Below are 22046 nucleotides of genomic sequence, written 5' to 3'. Positions count from 1 at the left end.
GATCAGCCCTTTACTCCGGAGTCGATGTCGGTCGAGGTGAAGTGGCGCTGGAACAGGAGGAACAGGGCCACTGCGGGGGCGGCCAGCACACAGGCGCCGGCCAGCAGGGCACCGGTCGGGTTGGCGACCGTGCCCTGAAGGTTGGACAGGAAGCTGGCGAGGGAGACCGCCAGCGGTTGCATGTCGGCGTTCTTGGTGACCAGGAACGGCCACAGGAACTCGTTCCAGGGCCCGATGAAGGTCAGCAGCATCGCCGACAGCACGGCGGGCCGCGCCATCGGCAGCGCGATCCTCCACAGGATGCGCAGTTCGCCCGCGCCGTCGAGGCGGGCGGCCTCGAAGAGGGACTGCGGCAGCTGGAGGAAGAACTGGCGGAAGAGGAAGACGGCCGTCGAGTTGATCGCGAACGGGAGGATCATCCCGAGGTAGTTGTCGCCCAGTCCGTAGTCGCGGACCACGAGGACGTAGAGCGGCAGCGTCAGGAGCTGGAAGGGCACCATCTGGACGAGCAGCAGCGAGGCGAAGACCGTGCCCCGGCCGCGGAAGTGCAGCTGGGCCAGTGCGTAGCCGGCGAGCACCCCGAAGACGAGGGTGCAGAGCAGGACTCCGATCGTCATGATTCCGGAGTTGAGCAGCGAACGGCCCAGCGAGATCGCCCCGTCGACCGCGGTGTAGCTGCCGCCGGTGAGCCCGGACGGAACGGCGGAGGACAGGTCGCCGGTGGTCGTCTTCCGCAGGGAGCCGACGACCATGTAGTAGAAGGGGAAGAGGAAGGCGACCGCGCCGAGCGAGAGAACGGTGTACTTGGCGGCGGTCCCCCAGGGGCGGCGCCCGCCGGCCTGCCCGGTGGGGTCCGGCAGGTCCGAGGAGGGCCGGCCCGTCACCGGGGTGACCGGGGCGGAGGCGGGGTGGGAGGCGCTCATGTCAGTTGCCCCTCTCGGAGAGTTTGCGTGCGACCAGCGAGATGACGAGGACGAAGGCGACGAGGACCACGCCCAGCGCGGCGGCGAAGTCGGGGTGCCCCTGTTCGATGCCCTTCTGGTACATGAGCAGGACGGGCGAGGTGGAGGCGTGGTCGGGGCCGCCGCCACCGGTCAGCAGGTAGGGCTCGCTGAACAGGTTGGCGCCGGTGATGATCGCGTAGATCAGTACGAGGGTCGTGGCGGGCCGCACGCCGGGCACGGTCACCGCGAAGAACTGCCGCACCCGGCCCGCGCCGTCGACGGAGGCCGCCTCGTACAGCTCCTTGCCGACGTTCTGGAGGGCGGCGAGGTAGAGCATCACGAAGAAGCCGAGCTGCTTCCAGGTGACGAAGAAGGCGATCATCGGCATCGCGAGGTGCGAGTTGACCAGCCACGAGGGGTCCGGCGCGTGCGATCCGAGGAGGTTGTTGACGAAGCCGTCCGAGCCGAACAGGAACTGCCACACGGCGACCAGCGCGACGCTCGCCGTGATGTACGGCAGGTAGTAGGCGGCGCGGAAGAAGGCGCGGAAGCGGATCTTCGCGTTGAGCGCGGAGGCCAGCACGAGCGACAGGATCACCGTGAGCGGCACGTTGATCACGAGGAAGACGGCGATGTTGAGGAAGGCACGGCCCACGACCGGGTCGGTGAAGACGTCGCGGTAGTTGGAGAGCCCGACCCACGGTGAGTCGACGTGCGTTCCGGGGGCGGTGAAGTAGAAGCGGTGGACGGAGATCCACAGGGTGTAGACCATCGGGACCGCGAAGACGAACACCAGGAAGAGGACGTACGGCGTCACGAAGAGCGCGCCGGTCCTGGAGCGTGCCTTCCGGTGGCGGACTCCGGCCGCCTTGCCGGAGACACCCGCACCGATGGGGGCGGTGGTGGTCGTGCTGGAGCCGGCGGTCGCGGTCGCGGTGGGACGGAGCTTCGTCATGACGGGTCTCCGTACTCGTCGAGCAGCTTGGATATCTTGTCCGAGGCCTTGCGCAGTCCGGTTCCGGTGGGTTCCTCACCGAAGACGACGGACTTCGTCCACTCGTCGCGGAACGCCTGCCAGATGTCGACGGAGCCCGGCACGTTGGGCACCTCGACGACGTGCTGGGCCTGCCGTGCGAACGCCGTGTACACGGGCTTCCTCGCGAAGAAGTCCGGGTAGCGGGAGGTCAGGTCCTCGCGCATCGGCATCTGCCCGGTCGCGTCGAGGAACTTCCCGTCCTGCTGGGCGGAGGTGGCGAACTTCAGCAGGTCCCAGGCGGTGGCCCGGTTGCGGCAGGCGCTGAACATGGCGGCGGACTTCTCGTCGCTGAAGGAGTACGTGTCGTCCGGCGACGTCCCGGCGGCGGTCGGTACGGGTACGACGCCGAGGTCGACGTTGTCCTTGTACGCGGCGACCGCCCAGGGCCCGACAGTGGCCATGGCGGCCTTCCCGTCGTTCACGGCGTCACCGGGGTACGCCTCCTGGGGCGCCAGCTTCTCGGCGTACATCGTGCGCCAGAAGGCCGCGGCCTGACGGCCGGCCGGTGAGTCGAACTGCGGCTCGCCGTCCCCGATCAGCTGCTTGCCGCCGCTCTGCGCGGCGAAGGCGGGGTAGAAGTCGTTCCAGGACTGGAAGAACTCGCTGCTGGGCGCGGGCCAGATCGCGGCTTTGGCCGCGCCGCTGTGCACGAGGGTGCGGGAGGTCTTCAGGAACTGGCTGTAGGTGGCCAGTTGCGGGTGTTCCGGGTCGAGACCGGCCTTCGCGAAGATCTTCTTGTTGTAGAGGATCATGATCGGGTTGCTCTTCCACGGCAGTTGGTAGAACTTGCCGTCCTGAGACTTGTACTGGTCGGTGAGTCCGCCGCCGCGCTGCTGGATGTAGGCGTCGCCGTCGGGGAAGTCGCTGAGCGGCACGAGGCCGTTCTGTTTCTCGAAGGTCGGCACCGAGGCCGGCGCGGTGTTGAAGACCAGGCAGGCACTGGTGCCCGCGATGATCGAGGCGCTGATCGCCTCCTCGGACGTCTTGCCCGCCGGGATCTGCTGGGCGGTGACGTGCTGGTCCGGGTGGCTCTTGTTCCAGGCGGCGACCATGCTCTCGCCCCAGGTCACCTCCTGGGCGTTGTTGGACAGCCAGACCGTGATGGGGCCGCGCGCGTTCGCCGCGGTCTCCTGGTCCGGGGCCGACCGGCCGCAGGCGGTCGCGGCACTCGCGAGGGCGAGCACGAGCAGCGAGTACGCCGTTCTCCTCAGCATGCAAACTCTCCGAACTGTTCACGCCCGGCCTCGTCGCCGGACGGACATTCCTTGCCGCGCCCCACCGGGCCGCCGGCCCGGCCGTCAGACGCGGGGCGCCGGGCCCATCGAGGCGCGGGGGACGAACTCGGCGGGCGGCAGCACGACATGCGCCACCTCCTCGCCGGCCAGCACCCGGTCCAGGGCGCGGGCCGCCGCCTCGCCCCAGCCGCGCGCGTCGGCGCGGGCGGAGGAGAGCGGCGGGTGGGTGTAGCGGGTGAGGCTGGTGTCGTCGTAACCGACGACGGAGAGACGTTCCGGTACCGGAACGCCCAGCTCCTGGGCCACGGACAGCCCGGCCATGGCGGCCTGGTCGTTCCCGTAGACGATCGCGGTGGGCGGTTCGGGGAGCGACAGCAGCTCGCGGGTGGCCCGCGCTCCGCCTTCCGCCGTGAAGCCGCCGGGCCGCACGGGCCCTTCGGGCAGGCCGAGGGAGTGCAGCGTCTCCTGCCAGGCCGCCCGGCGCCGGTGCGCGTGGCGGAACTCCTGGGGCCCTTCGACGTGGGCGATGTGCCGGTGTCCCAGCTCCGCCAGGCGCCGTACGGCTTCCACGTAGGCGGGCCGGTCGTCGAGGCTCACCGAGCTGAGGCCGTCGCCCCACTCGCTCTGCCCGACCACGACGGCGGGCAGTCCGAGCCGGTGCACGAGGCCGGGGCGGGGGTCGTCGTGGCGCAGGTCGGTGAGGAGCACACCGTCCACCCGGCGGTCGGCGGCCAGCCGTTCGTACACGGACCGCTCCCGCTCGGGGGTGGTGAGGTGCACCATGAGCCCGTCGCCGCGCTCCCCGAGGACCATCTCGACGCCCGCGATGAACGCGGGGAAGAACAGGTCGGCGCCGATGAGGTCGGGCTCCCGCGCGAGGACGAGGCCGAAGGCTCCGGCCTTGCCGAGCGAGAGGGCCCGCGCCGGGCGGCTCGGTGTCCAGCCGAGTTCGGCCGCGGCGGCGAGGATGCGCGCCTTGGTCTCCTCGGCGATCCCGGGCCGGTCGTTCAGGGCGAACGAGACAGAACTGCGCGAGACACCCGCACGCCGTGCGACGTCGTCGATGGTGGGCCTGCGGGCCATGGCGCGCCTTCCGCTCTCCGCCTTCCCCGTAACCGGGCAAAGGGGGTTGAAGTGGTTCCGATCGACCATCCGGCCTCTAAACCGGTTTAGGTGATCAACTGGCCATCACTAAACCGGTTTGAACCAGGGGCGTCAATGGCCCTGGGACAGTGATCTACGCCCTAGCGGGACGACGGGTCCATGGGGTAATCGCGCGAGGCGGCACCGAAGGACGCTCCCGAACCGGCACGTGCACGGCGGGCAGGCGAGACGTCCCATCGAGCCGCATCGATGAGCACGAGGGGAGAAATCCGGCCGGAAAACCGGGCCACAACCTGTTGCAGGGTGCTGGTGGGCCGCCGTATGGTCGCGCGGGCGGTGATCATCGCAACGGGGATCGCGCCGGCGGGCATCGCGAGGTCTTCCCCAGCGCCACCACCCCGAACCGCCGCCCTCGGGCCGACTCGCCGCCGCCGTCGGGCCGACTCGCCGTCGCCGTCGCCGTCGCCGGAACAACTGCCGTGCACAACCGCCGTGACCACCCCGTCGGCAGGCCGGCCCCTCACCGGGGACCCGGCGTCCGCCGGCCACGGCACGCCGCGCCGGGAGCTGTTCCGCAACGGCACGCCGGCCACCGCGCACACCGAACAAGGAGAGATCGTGCCCACCCATCCGCTCACGTCGCACGACGGTGAACTCGCCCCGCTCCACCATGATTTCCCCTTCGACCCCACCCACGGACACGACCTGCCGCGCCTCCTCGCGGTGGGGGCCCCGCAAGGGCCGGACGACTTCGCCGACTTCTGGCGGGAGCGCCACGCCCGTGCGCTGAGCGTCGACCCGGAGCCCCGGATCGAGGGCCCCTGGACCACGGTGGACGGTGTGCGGGTCGCCGACGTCTCGTACACGTCGGCCGACGGGGTCCGCATCGGGGGCTGGTTGACCGTCCCGGCCGACGGCCGCGTCACACAGGGCTGTGTGTCGACGCACGGTTACGGAGGCCGCGAGGCTCCGGATTCCTGGCAGGCCCCGCCGGAGACCGCGACCATCTGGCCCTGTCTGCGCGGGCTCGGAACGCGGAGCCTGCTGCCCGGCGTGCCCTCGCATTCGGCCGGGCACGTGCTGCAGGGCATCGGAGCCCGGGAGTCGTACCTCATCGGCGGCTGCGTGGCGGACGTCTGGTGCGCGGCCTCCGCACTGCAGCGGCTGGTGCCCGAGACCGCTGATCGGCTGACCTACCTGGGCACGAGCTTCGGCGGCGGCATCGGGGCGTTGGCGCTTCCCTGGGACGACCGTTTCCATGCCGCCGGCCTGACGGTGCCGACCTTCGGGAACCATCCGCTGCGGGTGACACTGCCGTGCACGGGCAGCGGGGAGTCGGTGCGTACGCGATTCGCCGAGGACCCCTCGGTACTGGACGTCCTGGCGTACTTCGACGCCGCGACCGCCGCCCGCCACCTTCGTATCCCGGTCCATGTGGCCGCCGCCCTCTTCGACCCGTCGGTCCCCCCACCGGGGCAGTTCGCGATACACAACGCGCTGGCCGGGCCGCGCGAACTCCTCGTCCTGCGGGCGGGGCACTTCGACCACCCGGACGAGCCGGCCGAGACGGCGGCCGTGGAGGAGGCTCAGCGACGCTTCCTGTCGGCGGCGGACCGGGCGCAGGCGTCGCACCCCACCGCCTGACCGCCGGTCGGACGTCCGGGCCCACGAGGCTCACCGGCTCACCGGGCCCGGACGTCCTCGCCCTGTGACCTGTCGGTTCCGCGGCGCCACCGCACCCTCCCCCGCATGCCGTCGCGGAATTGCCTCCATCGCTGTTTCCAGGTACGGGCATCGATCATGCGCGATATGCTGATGCAGATAGTGCAAGCCGTTTGCAGAAAGAGGAGGGTCATGGCTACGCGGGGGACTGATGCCGGGACGAACCAGAGCGTCGAACGAGCGGTCTCGGTGCTGCGCGCACTCGATTCCGGCCGGCCCGAACTCCGTGTCTCCGACGTCGCCGAGCTGACCGGACTGGGCTCGTCGACCACCTCTCGCCTGCTGTCCACACTGGAACGCCTCGACATGGTCGAACGCGATCCGGTCAGCAACCTCTACCGGCTCAGCCTGGGCCTCCTCCCCCTCGCCGCCACGGCCACCAACCGCCACCCCGTGCACCGGGCGGCCCGCATGGTGCTCCAGGGCCTCGCGACCCGCACCGGGCTCGGCGCCAACGTGGCCGTACGCCGCGGTGGCGAGCTGATGTTCCTGGGCAATTTCGAGGGCCCCCGCGCACCCAAGTCCTACACGCAGGCGGGACACACCGCACCGCTGCACGCCACCAGCATCGGCAAGTGCCTGCTCACCGGCCTCTCTCCCAAGGAGCGTCGCAGGCTGCTGGGTGATCCCCTCGACGCGCACACCGAGTACACGACCACCAGTCACGACCTCCTCGACACCGAGATCGAGACCGTGCGGCGCACCGGGTACGCCATCGAGGCCGAAGAGCGCGCCCTGGGCCGCGCGTCCCTGGCCGCGCCCGTCCGTGACGCTTCGGGGGACGTGGTCGCCGCCATCTCCCTGTGGGGTCCGGCCTCGCTGCTCGGGGAGCGCTCCGACACCGAGGGGCAGCGGACCGAGGGGCAGCGTCTCGCCCTCGTCCGCGAGGTCATCGAGGCCGCCGACGCCATCAGTCAGGCACTCGGCGCGCTCTGACGCGCACGACGAAGGGGGCCGGTGGAGGCCGATCGGCCTCCACCGGCCCCCTTTCGCGTGCCGTTACGCTCCGTACGCCTTGAAGGCGATCACGTGCGCGTGCCGTGCCCCGTGCGTCGCGTCGACCACGAGCCGCAGGGCCCGGGTGCGTACGGGGCCGCCGTCCGCGGCTTTCAGCGCGTGCACACGGTGGCGCCGCCGGTTGTCCGCCACGGTCAGGAGTGTGTGCCACCGCCCCTCGGCGTCCCGGCTCTGGACGCGGTAGTCGCGCACGAGTTCCGGCATCACCTCGTACGGGGTGCGGTGACGGTGCAGGTTGTTGAGGTACTCGTCGACGTCGTCGTCGAACACCAGGCGCGTCTCGGTGAGTTCCTGCTCGTCGTCCCAGTCGAGACGGAGCCACTCCTCGGTGCCCTCCGGTGCGGAGGACCACATGTTCGGGCCGCCATAGGGGCGCTGGAATCCGCCCACGGCCCGTTCGGGGCGGAACGCCGTGGTGCCCGGGGCCGCCCGGAAGGCGAAGGTCTGCCGGCGCAGGCCCCGGGCCTGCCATTCCAGGACCAGTTGGCCGTCCTCCTCGGGGATGTCGTGGTCGACGGACGCGTCTCCCTCGGCCTTCCTGCGCAGGGCGAGAACGCCGTCGGTGCGCTCGGGGAGCAGGACCAGGGCCGTGTCCGTGCAGGCCCGGACGATGACGATCGCGTTCCGGGGGGTGTCGGGGCGGTGGCCGAGACGGGCCGTGACCCAGTGGGGGCCGCCGGACGGGACGGTGACCGTGGTCGTGAGGAGACGGTCGGCGGGGACCGCGTTCTCGGGGGTTCCCGTGCCCCACAGTTCCACGGTGAGTTCGCGGTCGTGGCCGTCCGGGGCGCCGTGGACGAGGAGGTCCACCGTGTCGAGTGCGGGGTCCACCGGCAGGAGGAGGGCGAGGTCGCGGGTGAGGGGGTACGGGGTGCCGGGCTCGTCCTCGGTGGGCTCGGCGGCCAGCAGGGCCAGGTGGGAGGAGGCACTGACGCGGGCCGTGCGTGCCAGGTTGCCGGGGTCGTCGTCGGCGACACCGATCACGGAGGCGTCCTGGCGCAGCAGGGTGCGGCGCACCAGTTCCGGTCGCTTCGTGGCGAGTTCGCGCGGGGTGAGGCCCTCGGCGACGCACAGGGCCGCGGCGGTGCCCGCGGCCTCGCCGAGTGTCGCGCAGGTGGCCATGACGCGGGTGGCCCCGAAGGCGATGTGGGTGGCGGAGATGTTCCGCCCGGCGAAGTGCAGGTTCGTGACGTTCACCGAGTACAGGGAGCGCAGCGGGATGTGGAAGATGCCGTCCGCGTACCGCTGGCGCGCCCCGGGCTCGTCGGCGTACATGCCCTGGACGGGGTGGAGGTCCACGGACCAGCCGCCGAAGGCGACGCGGTCGGTGAACTGGCGCTGCTGGAGGATGTCCTGCTGGGTGAGGACGTGGTCGCCGAGGAAGCGGCGGTACTCGCGCTTGCCGGGGAGGCTGCCGACCCATTCCAGGGTGAGGTTCGCCGCGTCCGGGAACTCGCCCGAGTTCTTGATGTGGTCCCAGATGCCCATGATCACGGCCTGGAGCTCGTCGCGGATGCGCTCGTTGTCGTGGACGGTGTCGAGTTCGCCGCCCCATTCGACCCACCAGTAGTCGCAGCCGTTGTCCCCGGTGCGCAGGATGCGGTTGCGCAGGATGGGAGTGGTCGACAGGTCCTTGGCGTAGGCGGGCGGTACGAACTTCGCCGGCGCTCCCGTGTCCCTGCTGTGGAAGAGGATCGTCGAGCCGAGCAGCGCCCGGTCGGCCTCGGGCGGCGCCCAGGGCTCGCCGAACTCGGCCCGCGCCTCGCGTCCTATGCGGTGGTGGGCGCCGGCGAGGTGGCCAAGCAGGCCGTCTCCGGTGCAGTCGAGGAACTGGCGTGCGTGGAAGGTGATGCGGCGCTCCGAGCCCATCATCCAGCCGGTGCAGGAGTGCACCTCACGGCTGTCGTCGGGGCCGCTCGCGTCGACCTCGCGCACGTCGGTGTTGAGATAGAGGTCGATGTTCGCTTCCGCGCGGACGGCGTCGAGGACGACCTGGTCCCAGTAGTAGGGGTTGCCCTCGGGGTTGCGGTACTGGTTCTCGGTGTACAGCTCGCCCATGATTCCGGTCTCACGGGCCCAGCGGTGCACGCCGTGTGCGGAGGCGCCGCAGACCCAGACGCGGATCTCGCTACTGGCGTTGCCGCCCAGGACGGGCCGGTTGTTGACCAGGGCGACGCGTCGGCCGAGCCGGGCCGCGGCGATGGCCGCGCAGGTCCCCGCCAATCCGCCGCCGATCACGGCGATGTCGTAATGGACCTCTTCTTCCCGCACGTGCGGCCTCCTCGGTGTGATGCTCGGACACTCTCCGCCGCAGCGGAGCGGTCTTGAACGTACATCACATCCATATTGTGCAACCACTGTTCAGTCAGTGGGATCCGTTGTAAGTTCCGTTGCGGCCACCGGTCCGGTGGCCGTGCGCCGAAGCGCGTGTTCGGAGCAGGTGGCGCGAGTCAGCCGGTCCGGCACAGAACCGGCGATTCACCGACCAAAAGGGTTGACTCCATCGCACGATATGGAGAACGATCCCGCATGCTGCAACTTGCATTCACTGGAGCAGGGTTGGCGTTCACACAGGGCCCCGGCGCTCCCGCCACCGTTTGAGAGGACAGACCCATGAGTACGGCCGCACCTCCCCAGAAGGCGCCCCCGCCCCGTCAGCGGACCGGCGGGCGGCTCTCCAACGGTGCGTTCGCCCTGCTGCTGACCGCGCCGGGACTCGCCCTCTTCGCGGCGATCATCTTCTACCCGCTGCTGTCGGCGCTGTTCACCGGCTTCTTCAAGCAGGATCTGCGGCTGCCGGGCCGGGAGTTCGTCGGCCTGGACAACTTCACCTACTGGCTGGACGGCGACTTCCTCACCATCCTCAAGCAGACGCTGGTCTTCACCGTCGGCGCGACGCTCGTCCCCTTCGTGCTCGGCCTGGCGCTCGCGCTCGCGCTGAACACCGGGCTCAGAGGCAGCGGTTTCCTGCGCGGCCTGTTCCTGTTCCCCTGGGTGATCCCGGGCGTGGTGGTCTCCTTCCTCTGGATGTGGATCTTCAACGCGAACTACGGGGTGCTCAACGGCGTCCTCATGAAGGCCGGGATCATCGAGGAGTCCGTGGCCTGGCTCGGGCAGCCCGGTACCGCGATGCTCGCGGTCATCGTCACCAAGACCTGGGCCAGCTTCCCCTGGATGATGGTGATGCTGCTGGCCGGTCTGCAGACCGTGCCCAGGGAGCTGCACGAGGCGGCCTCGATGGACGGGGCGGGCTCGATCCGGCGCTTCTTCAACGTCACCTGGCCGCAGATCCGCGGTGTCGCCTCGATCGTGCTGCTGCTGGAGTTCATCTGGAACTTCCAGCACTTCGACACCATCTACGTCCTCACCGGCGGCGGACCGGCCGGCACCACCGAGACCTTCGCGACCGCCGTCTACCAGACCGCGTTCAAGGGCTTCGACATCGGCCGGGCCACCGCACTGGGCGGACTGTGGATGCTGCTTCTGCTGCTCCTCGTCGTCGTCTACCTCAGGATCACCGAGCGGAAGGGCGACGCCTGATGACCTCCACCACCTCCACCCCCCTGTCCGCCGTCGAGAGGCCGCAGGCGGCCACGCGAACCGGAGGGACCACCCGGGCCGGGGGCAGCACCCGGCGCCGCGTGCGCAAGGACCTGCTGCGTTCGCGGATCGCCGCCTGGAGTGCGGTCGTCGTCATCGGCGCCTTCGGTCTGCTGCCGGTCTACTGGCTGCTCGCCACCGCGCTGAGCACCCCCGAGTCGACCTTTCAGTTCCCGCCGAAGCTGATACCCACCGACCTCACGCTCGACAACTTCACGGCCCTGGCCGAGAACGACCAGTTGATCAAGTACATGGTCAACTCGCTCGTCGTGGCCTCGATCACCGCCGTGCTGAGCGTGGTGGTCGCCACGTACATGGGCTACTCGTTCTCCAAGTTCCGCTACACGGGCCGGCGGTCGCTGATGCACCTGGTGCTGGCCTCCCAGATGTTCCCCCAGGCGCTGCTGCTGGTGACCCTGTACACGGTCTTCTCCAGCTTCGGCATGCTCAACACGTACACCGCCCTGGTGCTCTCCTTCACCACGTTCACCATGCCGCTGTGCGTCTGGATGCTGAAGGGCATCTTCGACACCATCCCGGACGCCCTGCTGGAGGCGGCGTCCATCGACGGCGCCTCCCGGTGGCGGACGCTGCACTCCATCGTGGCACCGCTGGCCGCGCCCGGGATGATCGCCGCCGGGCTCTTCGCCTTCGTCCGCGGCTGGAACGACTTCATCTTCGCGCTGACCCTGGCCGACAAGGAGAAGCAGACCCTGCCTCCCGGCCTCGTCTCCACCTACATCGGCGAGTTCCAGACCGCCTGGCCCCAGTTGATGGCGGCCTCCCTCGTGGTGTCCGTCCCGGTGGTCGTCGCCTTCATGTTCCTGCAGCGCTATCTCGTCGGCGGCATGACCGCCGGTTCGGTCAAGAGCTGAACCCGCGGGACCGTCCCGCGCCCGCACGTACCTCCCCTCCCGCACGCACTCCCCCATGGAGAGATCATGACCACCTCTGGCATCAGCCGCCGCGGCGCGCTGCGCATGTTCGGCATCGGCGCGCTCGGTCTGGCGGGCGCCGGTGTGCTCAGCGCCTGCGCTCCGTCCGGCGCGGGCTCCACCACCAACGGCGGCGACCCGAAGTCCAAGGACTTCGACTTCACCTCCTGGTCGCTCAACGAGGAAGCCGCCAAGCCCTCGATCGAGAAGATCATCGCGGCCTGGGAGAAGGCCCAGGACTCCACGATCCGCGCGGTGTCGTACCCGTACAACGAGTACCTGAGCCAGCTCACCCTCAAGCTCGGCGGCGGCCAGACGACCGGCGCGGTGCACCTCGACATCGCCTGGCTCGCCGCGATGGCGCAGATGGGCAAGCTGGCCGACCTCGGCCCGGTGGCCGGCAAGGGCGGCTACACGGACGTGGCACTGAGCAGCGGTACGTACGACGGAAAGCAGTACGGGCTGCCGTGGAACACCGGGTCGATCGGTCTGATCGCCAACTCCAAGCTCCTGGAGAAGGCGGGGATCAAGGAGCACCCCACCACCGTCGAGGAGTTCGAGGCCGCGCTGCGTGAGCTGAAGGGGCTCGGCGGCGGTGTGGTGCCGTACGCCGCCGCCACCAAGGTCGCGCAGCTCAAGGACATCTTCCCGTGGATGCAGACCTTCGGCTGCACGCTGCTCGACGGCGGGAAGGTCACCATAGGCGACGACGCCTCGATCGACGCCGTCACCTGGTACAAGAAGCTGCACGACGAGAAGCTGATCGCCGCCGACGTGGACCGCTTCGACGCGCGCGCCCTGTTCGGCCAGGGCAAGGCCGCCTTCTACGACGACGCGATCATCGGCAAGGGCGTGACCTCCGCCCAGTCGGCGGACAAGACGCTGGCAGACGCCATGCAGCCGGTGGAACGACCGGTGCTCAAGGCCGGGGACACGCCGCAGGCGCTGCTCTGGGGCGGTGTGATCGCGATCGTCAAGGGCAAGGGGCAGGACGCGGCGACCGAGTTCGCGCTGCACACCACCACCGATCTGGCCACCACCTCCCAGTACTTCGCCGAGCGTGCCCTGCCGCCGTCGACGACCGCGGGTCTGGCCGCTCCCGAGGTCGCCAAGGACACCTTCTCCACGGAGTGGACGAGCAAGATCACCAAGACGGCGACCGGCAGCCCGTTCTGGCAGTTCGCGCAGAACGCCCAGATCGAGGAGGCCGTCGCCAAGCAGGTGCAGGCCGTTCTCGTCGGCACGTCGAAGCCGAAGGACGCGATGAAGCAGGCGGGCGAGCAGGTCGCCGCGTTCATCAAGCGCTGAGGCCCGGGCGGACACGGCCTCCAGTACCGCGACGCGGGCCCCGCGGACGTGGCACGGCCCTCGCCGGGCCCCTCCCCGTGCTCCGTCGCGCACGACGACCGCGCCGGCCGGCCCCGGGCCGCCGCGGTCCGCGCCCTCGCCACGCACGCCCTCGCCACGCACGCACGCACCCGCGAAGAGCAAAGGAGCTCATCATGCGACGCCCCACGGTACGCACGTACACCGCCTCCGCCACGGCCCTGGCCGCCCTCCTCCTGGCCGTGCCGGCCGCCGGGGCGGCCGACGCCCCGCAAGGCTCGGCAGCCGCGGCGACGGTGATCGAGAAGGTCCCGTACACCATGGACTCGTCGAACCAGGCCGCCTGGTGGACGCCGGTGGCCACGTACAAGGGCCGCGGCCAGTACACGTACTTCGCCTTCAACGAGCCGGGCTCGACGGCGGCGACGCACCGGCCCGCCATCGCACGGCGCGACCCGGACGGGGTCTGGAGCCGGCTGCCGCTGCTGAACAGCGACGGGCAGCAGGCCGAGTTCGCCGACGACAACGGCCACAACCAGCCGTCGGTCGCCCGCGACGGCAGCGGCCGGCTGCACGTCTTCACCTCCATGCACGCCAATGCCTGGCGCTACTTCCGCACCGAGGCCCCCGGCGGCGACGTCACCGACCACGCGTCCGAACTGCCCGACCAGGGCGTGGGCATCACCTATCCGGTCGTCACCACCGCGCCCAACGGAGACCTGTACCTGGCCGCCCGCGTGGGTGCGGGCTCCGACCAGCGACCCGGCAAGCTGTACCGCTGGGACAACGCCAACTCCAGCTGGAGCACGGTCGCGACCTTCGCCGGCGCGCTGAACCGCTCCGTGTACCCCGACGACATCACGGTGGACGCCTCCGGCCGCGTCCACCTCCTCTACGAGTGGGCGAAGGCGCCGGCGACCGCGTTCCGCCACCAGCTCTCGTACCTGACCTACGACCCGTCGACCGGCGCCTTCGCGGACAGCACCGGCGCGACCGTCACGACCCCGGTCACGCCCGCCACCTCCGACGTGATCCAGGACCTCACCCCGGGCGAGGAGTGGAGCATCGACAACGCCTACACCGGTCCGGCGGTGCAGAGCGCCAAGCTCACCCTCGACGGCACCACCCCGAAGGTCGCCTACCGCTACCGCTCGGCCGACAGCGGCGGCGACTTCCGCGTGTACTACGCCTATCCGAGCGGCAGCGACTGGGTGGAGAAGCTGGTGTACGCCGGTGGTCAGACCGCGGCCGCTCTCGGCATCACCTGGGACGCGACGGACCTCAAGCGGATCTACTACGTGACCACCTCGGGCACCGACCGGGTCTACTCCGCGACGCAGTCGGCGGACGGGGCCTGGACCGCGCAGTCCGCCGCTCCCGGAGTGAGCGCGGACCGGCTCGCGGTGCAGCAGGACTCGGACGGTCACGACGTTCTCTACCTTCCGGACACTGCGCACAACTCCCTCTATTACGGCATTCGCTGAGCCGAGGGCTGTCCCGGGTTCCTGGCGAGGGAGCGCGCCGTCCGCACCGTCTCCACGGACGGTGCAGGCGGTCGGGTCAGGTCGCCGCCCTGCTCGCCAGGTACTCGTCCAGCCCCGAACCGGTGAGCGGGTAGTAGTCGGAGAGCAGGCCGCCCTCGTCGAGGCGGCGGCGGGCGAACGCCTCGCGGTCCTGGTGCAGGAGCGAGTCCTCGGCCAGCGGGACCGCCCGGTCCTGCGGTACGGCGACGGCACCGTCCTCGTCGGCCACGATCAGGTCCCCCGGTGTGACCAGCGTGCCGCCCACGCCGACCGGCACGTTGAACGCGGAAGGGAAGAGCTCCGTCTGCGAGGCGTAGTGCGGGGTGACGCCGGTGCACCAGACCGGCACACCGAGGGCCCGGATGCGGGCCGCGTCCCGCACCCGCCCGTCCACGACGATCCCCGCGCCGCCGCGCAGCTTGAAGTAGCGCACCAGCATGTCGCCGAGACAGCCGGTGAAGTGGCTCCCCTGCGCCGCGATCACCAGCACGTCACCGGGGCGGATCGACTCCAGCACTCCCCACAACGGGGTCTTCCGCTCGATGTCCTCCTGTTCGGCACCGTTGAAGACGTCCTCGCGCTGCGGAAGGAACTGCAGGGTCACCGCGCCCCCGGTGACCTTGACGTCGGGCTCCCGGTGCAGCGGCACGGGCCCGTCGATGAAGGTGCGGGTGATGCCCATCTGGTGGAGCTTCGCGCAGGCGGTCGCCGCACTCACGTCCGCGAGCGCGTCCACCATCCGCCGGGTCGGCCTCCGGTAGGACGCGGTGTGGACCGGTGACCGCATCGACTCGTAGACCGGGGTCTCCCCCGCCGCGGACGTTCCTTGACTGCTCGGGTTCATGTCCGTGCCTTTCCGCGCGCTCTTCGCACGCAACACCAGTGACACCATCGCCTATCGATGGTAGATAACCTCCTATCGATTAGTGCTGTCAATCCGTCAGGAGTCCTCCGTGCCCACTGCATCCGGCGGCTGGTTCGAGACCGCTCGCTTCGGACTGTTCGTCCACTTCGGTCTGTACAGCCTCGCCGCGCGGCACGAATGGGTACGCAGCCGGGAGGCCATGTCCCAGGCGGAGTACGACCGTTACCTGGAGCGGTTCGACCCGGACCTCTTCGACGCGCGGCAACTCGCCCGCGCCGCACGGGAAGCCGGGATGCGCTACGCCGTCCTCACCGCCAAGCACCACGACGGCTTCTGCCTCTTCGACTCGTCGCTGACCGACTACACCTCGGTGCGCGCGGCCGGCCGGGACCTGGTGGCGGAGTTCGCGGAGGCGATGCGCGCCGAGGGCCTGCACGTCGGCCTCTACTACTCGCTCATCGACTGGCACCACCCCGGGTTCCCGGTCGACGAACACCATCCGCTGCGCGGCTCGACAGGTGCGCCGGAGACCACGGATCTGGCGGGCTACCGGGCGTACATGCGGGGCCAGATAGGAGAGTTGCTCAGCTCCTACGGAGAGATCGACCTGCTCTTCTTCGACTTCACTTATCCGGGCATGGGGCCGGAGCAGTGGGGGGCGAAGGAGCTCATGGAGACCGTCCGCGCACTGCGGCCCGGCATCCTGGTGAACGACCGGCTGGGCATACCCGGCGACTACGTGACGCCCGAGCAGTACCAGCCCGACCGGCCGCTGGAGCGCGACGGCGTGCCGGTGCGGTGGGAGGCGTGCCACACGCTCAACGGGTCCTGGGGCTACGACCGCGACAACCACGACTACAAGGACCCCTCCCAGCTGGTCCGCATGCTGGTCCAGTCCGTCTCCTGCGGCGGCAATCTGATTCTCAACGTCGGCCCCGACGGGCGGGGTTCGCTCGACCGGCGGGCACGGGAGACCCTGCGGGCCATCGGGGAGTGGAGCGCCGTGCACTCCCGTGCCGTCCACGGTGCGGGGCCGTCCCCGTTCCTGGCTCCGGCGAACGCCCTCTACACGCAGCGAGGCCGCCGCCTCTACCTGCACCTGCTCGCCTGGCCGCTCAGGCACCTCCATCTCCCCGGCCTGGCCGGACGTGTGCGCTACGCCCAACTGCTGCACGACGGCTCGGAGATAGCCTTCCACGAGGTCGACGGAGCCCGCCACGAGCACAACAACCTGGCGCCGCCGAGCCAGCCGCCGGGCACCCTGACCCTGACCCTGCCCACCGCTCGGCCGGACGTGCTGCTGCCGGTGGTCGAACTCTTCCTGGAAGAGGCGGAGTTGGATTCATGAAGGGGGCCGGGCCGAGCGACCGGGCAGCGGGACGACCGGGAGCAAGCGGTTTCGGCAGCACCCTTGAACATGCGGGATGCCACCCCTAGCATCAGCAATCGATAGGCGATTATCACTACGCCTACCGGAAGCCGCCCGCACCGTTCGGACGCGGCACCCCTCCCCTTCGCGCCGAACCCGAACGAACGCCTGCGCTGCACATCGGCTATCGATTATTCATGACTACGCAATGGAGCGTGTCCGATGAGAACCATGTGGCACCGAGCCTCCGCACTCGCCGTGGCTCCGCTGGTGATGGCATCCGCCGTCGCCTGCGGAGGAAGCGGGTCCGACGAGGCCGCGGGGGGCACCACTCTCCGCATCATCGTCAACATCTCGCCGAACCTGACGGAGCAGTACTGGAAGGGCCTCTTCGCCACATACGAGAAGAGCCATCCCGGCGTCCACGTGAAGCTGGAGCTGACGGGCACCGTCTCGGCCAACGCCAAGCTCACCCAGGACCTCGCGGCCGGCGATCCGCCGGATGTCGCCCAGCAGATCGTCCCGGCCCCCGACACGGCCAAGCTCTTCGCCGACCTGTCCGACCAGCCGTGGGCGAAGGAGACGCCGCTGGTCGACCAGTACGCCGTCGACGGCAGGACGTACATGGTCGGCGTGGGCGAGCAGATCCAGTCGCTGGTCTTCTACAACAAGGCGGCCTTCGCCAAGGCCGGCGTGGACGCGACGGAGATCCGGACGCTGGACCAGTTCACCGCCGCCATGGGCCGTCTGAAGTCTGCGGGCTACGAGCCCCTGCAGACCGCCGGCCAGTGGGTGACGGGCGGTCAGTTCTCGATGATGGCCGACGCCGGTGTGCTCACCGGGAACCCGCAGTGGATCAAGCAGCGCAACGACGGCGAGGTCTCCTTCGCCGACAGCGGCTATGTGCCCTACCTGAAGCGCTACGAGGAGTGGATCGACAAGGGGTACCTCGGGAAGAGCGCGCTGGGGCTGACGTACGCCGACGGGCAGACGTCCTTCCTCAACGGCAAGTCGGCGATGTACATGATGGGGTCCTTCTTCGTGCCCGCGGCGGACGCGGCGAAGAAGAGCGACGAGATCGGTGTCTTCACGATGCCGACCGACGGCGCCTACCCGTCCGGCCAGTTCGGCAACGTCTCGAACCCCTACACGGTGATCGACCGGTCGCACCACAAGGCCGAGGCGATCGAGTTCGTGAAGTGGCTGGTCACCGACGAGGAGGCGATCCGCAGCCAGCTCGCCGCGGACGGCAACCTGCGCACGGGCTTCAGCTATCCGATGTCCAGCCTCGGGACCGCGGTGCAGAAGATCCTCGACGCGACGCCGTCGGTGCTGGTGAAGTCCGGCGAGAACCAGCCGGTCGCCGGGTTCAGCGACGAGCTCAACACGCAGATCCAGTCCCTGTACACGGGCACCTCCGCGAAGGATGCCGCTCGCGGATTGGACAAGTGGTGGAACTCGCAGAACTGACGCCGCGGCCGCGGCGCTCCGTCGCCGCCTCCCCGCGTGCGGACGCCGGCCGCGGACGGGCCCGCTTCCGCGAGGCCGCCGTCACGTTCGGCATGATCGGGCCGGCCGTGCTCCTGTACACGGTGCTGACGATCGTGCCCGTGGGCGTGGCGGTCTACCTCAGCTTCACGGACTGGGACGGCTTCTCCACCGCGAGGCTCATCGGGTGGGAGAACTACCAGCACCTCTTCGACGACCCGAGTTCGACGGAAGCCTGGTACGTCACCACGCTGATCACGGTGATCGGCACCGCCCTGATGGTGGGCCTGGGCCTGGTGTACGCGTTGATCCTCAAGGGCAAGTCCCGTACGAACTCGTTCTTCCGTGCAGTCGCCTACTTCCCGCACGTGATCAGCGCGTTGATCCTCGGCTATCTGTGGGCGGCGATCCTCGGCACGAACGGGGCGATCAACAACACGCTCGCGAAGTTCGGCATGGAGCCGATCGGCTTCCTCTTCGACGAGCGGTTCGCGCTGTACACGCTGATCGGCGTCATCGTGTGGGCCGGATTCGGCTTCAACGTGGTCCTGTTCGTGGCCGCGCTGCAGACCGTTCCGGCCGAGCTCCTGGAGGCGGCGGCGATCGACGGCGCCAACCGGCGCCAGACCAACCTGCGCATCGTGATCCCGATGATCGCGCCCGTCGTCACCGTGGCGACCGTGCTGAACCTGGTCGGCCTGCTGAGGGCGTACGACATCGTGGTCAGCCTCACCGGCGGTGGCCCGGCGGGTTCGACGCAGACCTTCACCTACCTCATCCTCGCCCGGTCCTTCGAGGGCACCAAGGTCGGTTACGCGACGGCCCAGGCGGTCTTCCTGATGGTCGTCTCGGCCGTGCTCGCCCTCGTCGTGACCGCGCTGCGCAACCGCCAAGACCAAGCTGCGACCGGTTAGGAGCCGATGGTGGTCGTCACCGAACCAAGGGCCCACGACAGGCCGCGGACCGTACCGGTCCCCGCCCCCGAGATCTCCTCGGCGGAGCGGCGGGAGTCCCGCTCGCCGCTGCGCCGGGTTCTCCTCGGCCTGCTGTTCGTCGTCATGATCGTGCCGGTGTACCTGCTCGTCGTGAACGCCTTCAAGTCGCAACAGGACATCCTCGACAGCCCCTTCTCGATCCCGCTGAGCGGTCTGACCTTCGAGCACATGTCCGCCGCCGTCAGCAACCCGCAGTACAACGTCATCGGCGGCTACGGCTTCACGCTCTTCCTCGTCGTCACCGTGGACGTCCTCTGCATCGCGCTGGCGGGGCCGGCCGCGTACGTGATCGCGCGCAGCCTCAAGAAGCGGACGCAGCTGGTGCTGCTCTACTTCCTGGCCGGCACGTTCATCCCCGGTGCGGCCGTGATCATCCCGGTGATCTACGTACTGCGCGAGGTCGGGCTCGCCAACACCGTGACCGGCCTGGTCGCGCACGACGTGGCCTCGACGCTGCCGGTCAGCATCTTCCTCTTCGTGGGCTTCATCCGTGCGGTCCCGGTGGACATCGACCACGCGGCGACGATCGACGGTGCGGGCCGCTACCGGACCTTCTGGACCATCATCTTCCCGCTGATGCGTCCGGCGGTCGTCACCGTCCTGATCCTCAACTCCATCGGGATCTGGAACGACTTCATCTCCCCGCAGATCCTGCTCAGCCCGTCGTCCGGTCACTACACGGTGACGACGGCGATCTACGCGGGCATCAGCCAGTACTCCACCGATCTGACGAAGGTGTTCCCCAACCTTCTGCTCGCCGTCGCACCCGTGATCATCTTCTTCGTCTACATGCAGCGCCACATCATCAGCGGTCTGACGGTGGGCGCGGTGAAGGGATGAGCGGGCGCATCGTTTCCCTCCGGAGAAAGAAGGACCATTCAGTGTCGAGGAGATGGTGGCCACGCCCCGGTACGGGCTCGTGGTCCGCAGCCGCCCTGCTCGCTTCGCTGTCCGTCGTGACGGCCGCCGTTCCGGCCGCCGCGCACCCGCATCCGCACAAGGCCCTGGCCGGCACGGTCTACTACGTCGCCCCGTCGGGCCAGGACTCCCGCACGGGCACCAGCGCGGGCCAGGCGTTCCAGCACATCCAGCGGTGTGCCGACGTCATGGGGCCCGGCGACACCTGCCTCATCCAGTCCGGTACGTACGCCGAGACCGTCGTGCCGGCCCGGTCGGGCACCGCCGCGCTGCCCATCACCTACCGGGCGGCCCCGGGGGCGAAGGTGACGCTGAGCGGAACCGCGCCGGTCCAAGGCTTCGCGCCCGTCACCGGCGCGGACGTCGCGGAGATCGCCGAGAGCGATCCGTACGCCCAGGACTCCGCGTTCAGCGCCGCGGTGGCGGCCGGACACGTCTACAGCACCGCCGTCGACCTGGGCCCCGACGTGACGACCGTGCAGGTCTTCACGGACGGGAAGGCCGGCGTCGAGGCGCAGTGGCCCTACCCGGGGCTCGACCTGCTCGACCCCGCGCTCCAGTACGCGGACACGGGGAGCGCGGACGCGACGATCGCGGACGCCGCCCTGACCCGGCCCGCCGGGTACTGGGACGGCGCGCGGGCCCTGACCGGCTACTGGTACATCTCGGCGACCGGCACGGTGCAGAGCTCGGCCGTCGGCTCGGTGACGCTCGACGTGGCGCCCCCGTGCGTGCACAAGGTCGTGCCGAAGGAGACGCGGTACGCCCTCGCCGGAAAGATCGGTGAGCTCTCACGCCCGGGCGAGTGGTTCTACGACCCCACCGGCAAGCGGCTGTACCTCTACAGCGAGGACGACCCGGCCGGGCACACCGTCGAGGCGAAGACCCGCACCCTGGCCTTCGACCTGACGGCCGCGAGTCACACGACGGTGGCGGGCGTCGGGCTGTTCGCCTCCACCATCAGAACGGGGCCGACCAGCACGGGTGTGACGCTGGACGCGATCGACGGCACGTACCTGTCGCACTACACCGACATCACGCGCGGAGCGACGGACTGCGGCAGCACGGTGACGCGCGGCGTCGGCGACACCGGCATCGTCCTCGACGGGACGTACAACACGATCATGAACAGTGATCTGTCGCTGAGCGCGGGCAACGGCATCGCCCTGCGCGGCCAGAACAACACCGCCACGAACAACGTGATCCACGACGTCGACTACATGGGGACGTACGCGGCGGGCATCGCCGTGCAGGGCAACAGCCAGACGGTCACCCACAACACGATCAGCCGGGTCGGCCGCAGCGGGATCAACCTCCAGTGGAACACCGTGGAGGGCCTCACCCCCGGCAAGGATCTGATCGCGTACAACGACATCTCCGGGTACGCCCGCCTCAGCCTGGACGTCGCCGCGATCTACACCTGCTGCAGCGCCTACATGATGGGGACCTCCATCGACCACAACGTGCTGCACGATCCGGAGCCGGCCACGACGCTCACCACCTTCGGGATCTCGGGCGTCTACGCCGACAACGGGCAGAGCGACCTGGTGATCGCGAACAACGTGGGCTGGGGCAACCGGGAGGGCACGGTGATGCTGAACGGTCTGGGCACCGGCTCGCACGACAACGGGGTGTACAACAACACCGGTGGGATGACCCTGTTCTACGTCAAGGAGCCGGGGCAGTCGACCGGAACGAAGATCTACAACAACGTCGGCGCCATCCGCGGACTGACCGGTGCCACCGACGGCGGTCTGGTGCTCTCGAACAACCTCCCGGCGGAGACCGATCCGCTGTTCGTCGACGCGGCCGGGCACGACTTCCGGCTGACCGCCGGCTCGCCCGCGCGGGGGCAGGCGATCGCGCTGCCGGGCATCAACGACGGCTCGACGGACGCGGTGCCGAGCCTCGGCGCCTACCAGTACGGGGCGCCGAAATGGGTGGCGGGGGCGGCCCGTTGAGTTCGGTC

General features: G+C 69.7%; 17 protein-coding genes. 11 read left to right on the top strand and 6 right to left on the bottom strand.

Annotated elements, in window-relative coordinates; translation table 11 throughout:
• Positions 1–2 precede the first annotated feature (2 nt).
• The 4 genes from ACWCWD_RS01020 to ACWCWD_RS01005 all read right to left on the bottom strand — a co-directional run bounded on the left by ACWCWD_RS01020 (position 3) and on the right by ACWCWD_RS01005 (position 4298).
• The gene (locus ACWCWD_RS01020) at positions 3–923 is read right to left on the bottom strand and encodes a carbohydrate ABC transporter permease (protein WP_450769196.1); all 921 of its coding nucleotides are present in this window, start codon (positions 921–923) and stop codon (positions 3–5) included.
• A 1-nt stretch (position 924) separates the two neighbouring features.
• Positions 925–1899 (bottom strand): carbohydrate ABC transporter permease, encoded by a 975-nt coding sequence (locus ACWCWD_RS01015; protein ID WP_450769195.1) that lies wholly within the window; start codon positions 1897–1899, stop codon positions 925–927.
• Entirely contained in the window at positions 1896–3194 is a 1299-nt protein-coding gene (locus ACWCWD_RS01010) for an extracellular solute-binding protein (RefSeq protein WP_450769193.1), read from the bottom strand. Before ACWCWD_RS01010 ends, ACWCWD_RS01015 begins: the two co-directional genes overlap by 4 nt.
• A gap of 84 nt (positions 3195–3278) precedes the next feature.
• Complete coding sequence (locus tag ACWCWD_RS01005) at positions 3279–4298, bottom strand: LacI family DNA-binding transcriptional regulator (protein WP_450769191.1); 1020 nt, start codon at positions 4296–4298, stop codon at positions 3279–3281.
• Between the two features lie 639 nt (positions 4299–4937).
• Between ACWCWD_RS01005 and ACWCWD_RS01000 the strand changes: the two genes are divergently transcribed.
• Both ACWCWD_RS01000 and ACWCWD_RS00995 read left to right on the top strand, forming a co-directional pair.
• Positions 4938–5963, top strand: coding sequence for an acetylxylan esterase (locus tag ACWCWD_RS01000; RefSeq protein WP_450769659.1), 1026 nt, complete (start codon positions 4938–4940; stop codon positions 5961–5963).
• A gap of 210 nt (positions 5964–6173) precedes the next feature.
• Entirely contained in the window at positions 6174–6977 is an 804-nt protein-coding gene (locus ACWCWD_RS00995) for an IclR family transcriptional regulator (RefSeq protein ID WP_450769190.1), read from the top strand.
• A gap of 63 nt (positions 6978–7040) precedes the next feature.
• Here the strand turns inward: ACWCWD_RS00995 and ACWCWD_RS00990 are convergent, their stop codons facing one another.
• Positions 7041–9329 (bottom strand): FAD-dependent oxidoreductase, encoded by a 2289-nt coding sequence (locus ACWCWD_RS00990; protein WP_450769189.1) that lies wholly within the window; start codon positions 9327–9329, stop codon positions 7041–7043.
• Positions 9330–9671: 342 nt separating this feature from the next.
• Between ACWCWD_RS00990 and ACWCWD_RS00985 the strand changes: the two genes are divergently transcribed.
• The 4 genes from ACWCWD_RS00985 (at position 9672) to ACWCWD_RS00970 (ending at position 14403) form a co-directional block, all read left to right on the top strand.
• Entirely contained in the window at positions 9672–10598 is a 927-nt protein-coding gene (locus ACWCWD_RS00985) for a carbohydrate ABC transporter permease (RefSeq protein WP_450769188.1), read from the top strand.
• Positions 10598–11533 carry a carbohydrate ABC transporter permease gene (locus tag ACWCWD_RS00980; RefSeq protein WP_450769187.1) on the top strand — a complete coding sequence of 312 codons (936 nt, stop codon included), beginning with the start codon at positions 10598–10600 and terminating at the stop codon, positions 11531–11533. Before ACWCWD_RS00985 ends, ACWCWD_RS00980 begins: the two co-directional genes overlap by 1 nt.
• 66 nt (positions 11534–11599) lie before the next feature.
• Positions 11600–12901, top strand: a complete 1302-nt coding sequence (locus tag ACWCWD_RS00975) for a sugar ABC transporter substrate-binding protein (RefSeq protein WP_450769185.1) — start codon at positions 11600–11602, stop codon at positions 12899–12901.
• A 194-nt stretch (positions 12902–13095) separates the two neighbouring features.
• Entirely contained in the window at positions 13096–14403 is a 1308-nt protein-coding gene (locus tag ACWCWD_RS00970; RefSeq protein WP_450769184.1) for a BNR-4 repeat-containing protein, read from the top strand.
• A 76-nt stretch (positions 14404–14479) separates the two neighbouring features.
• Here ACWCWD_RS00970 and ACWCWD_RS00965 read toward each other — a convergent pair whose 3' ends face one another.
• Positions 14480–15286, bottom strand: a complete 807-nt coding sequence (locus ACWCWD_RS00965; protein ID WP_450769182.1) for an RraA family protein — start codon at positions 15284–15286, stop codon at positions 14480–14482.
• 109 nt (positions 15287–15395) lie between these two features.
• On the opposite strand from ACWCWD_RS00965, the gene ACWCWD_RS00960 reads away from it, so the two are divergent.
• From ACWCWD_RS00960 to ACWCWD_RS00940, 5 genes are all read left to right on the top strand, one after another.
• Positions 15396–16655: an alpha-L-fucosidase gene (locus ACWCWD_RS00960; RefSeq protein WP_450769181.1), complete on the top strand. Its 1260-nt coding sequence runs from the start codon at positions 15396–15398 to the stop codon at positions 16653–16655.
• A 243-nt stretch (positions 16656–16898) separates the two neighbouring features.
• Positions 16899–18146: an ABC transporter substrate-binding protein gene (locus ACWCWD_RS00955; RefSeq protein ID WP_450769180.1), complete on the top strand. Its 1248-nt coding sequence runs from the start codon at positions 16899–16901 to the stop codon at positions 18144–18146.
• Complete coding sequence (locus ACWCWD_RS00950; protein ID WP_450769178.1) at positions 18125–19078, top strand: carbohydrate ABC transporter permease; 954 nt, start codon at positions 18125–18127, stop codon at positions 19076–19078. Before ACWCWD_RS00955 ends, ACWCWD_RS00950 begins: the two co-directional genes overlap by 22 nt.
• A 6-nt stretch (positions 19079–19084) precedes the next feature.
• Positions 19085–19999, top strand: coding sequence for a carbohydrate ABC transporter permease (locus ACWCWD_RS00945; protein WP_450769177.1), 915 nt, complete (start codon positions 19085–19087; stop codon positions 19997–19999).
• A 116-nt stretch (positions 20000–20115) separates the two neighbouring features.
• Positions 20116–22038 (top strand): right-handed parallel beta-helix repeat-containing protein, encoded by a 1923-nt coding sequence (locus ACWCWD_RS00940; protein ID WP_450769175.1) that lies wholly within the window; start codon positions 20116–20118, stop codon positions 22036–22038.
• Positions 22039–22046: the final 8 nt, after the last annotated feature.

This window comes from Streptomyces sp. NPDC001493 (assembly GCF_053597235.1).
The sequence above is the reverse complement of the archived record's forward strand: the minus strand, read 5'-3'. Positions and strand labels throughout refer to the sequence as shown.

Coding starts and splice junctions, on each gene's coding strand:
- ACWCWD_RS01020 (WP_450769196.1), bottom strand. CDS start 923: ATGAGCGCCTCCCACCCCGCCTCCGCCCCGGTCACCCCGGTGACGGGC.
- ACWCWD_RS00955 (WP_450769180.1), top strand. CDS start 16,899: ATGAGAACCATGTGGCACCGAGCCTCCGCACTCGCCGTGGCTCCGCTG.
- ACWCWD_RS00995 (WP_450769190.1), top strand. CDS start 6,174: ATGGCTACGCGGGGGACTGATGCCGGGACGAACCAGAGCGTCGAACGA.
- ACWCWD_RS01005 (WP_450769191.1), bottom strand. CDS start 4,298: ATGGCCCGCAGGCCCACCATCGACGACGTCGCACGGCGTGCGGGTGTC.
- ACWCWD_RS00945 (WP_450769177.1), top strand. CDS start 19,085: ATGGTGGTCGTCACCGAACCAAGGGCCCACGACAGGCCGCGGACCGTA.
- ACWCWD_RS00970 (WP_450769184.1), top strand. CDS start 13,096: ATGCGACGCCCCACGGTACGCACGTACACCGCCTCCGCCACGGCCCTG.
- ACWCWD_RS00975 (WP_450769185.1), top strand. CDS start 11,600: ATGACCACCTCTGGCATCAGCCGCCGCGGCGCGCTGCGCATGTTCGGC.
- ACWCWD_RS00965 (WP_450769182.1), bottom strand. CDS start 15,286: ATGAACCCGAGCAGTCAAGGAACGTCCGCGGCGGGGGAGACCCCGGTC.
- ACWCWD_RS01010 (WP_450769193.1), bottom strand. CDS start 3,194: ATGCTGAGGAGAACGGCGTACTCGCTGCTCGTGCTCGCCCTCGCGAGT.
- ACWCWD_RS00985 (WP_450769188.1), top strand. CDS start 9,672: ATGAGTACGGCCGCACCTCCCCAGAAGGCGCCCCCGCCCCGTCAGCGG.
- ACWCWD_RS01015 (WP_450769195.1), bottom strand. CDS start 1,899: ATGACGAAGCTCCGTCCCACCGCGACCGCGACCGCCGGCTCCAGCACG.
- ACWCWD_RS00980 (WP_450769187.1), top strand. CDS start 10,598: ATGACCTCCACCACCTCCACCCCCCTGTCCGCCGTCGAGAGGCCGCAG.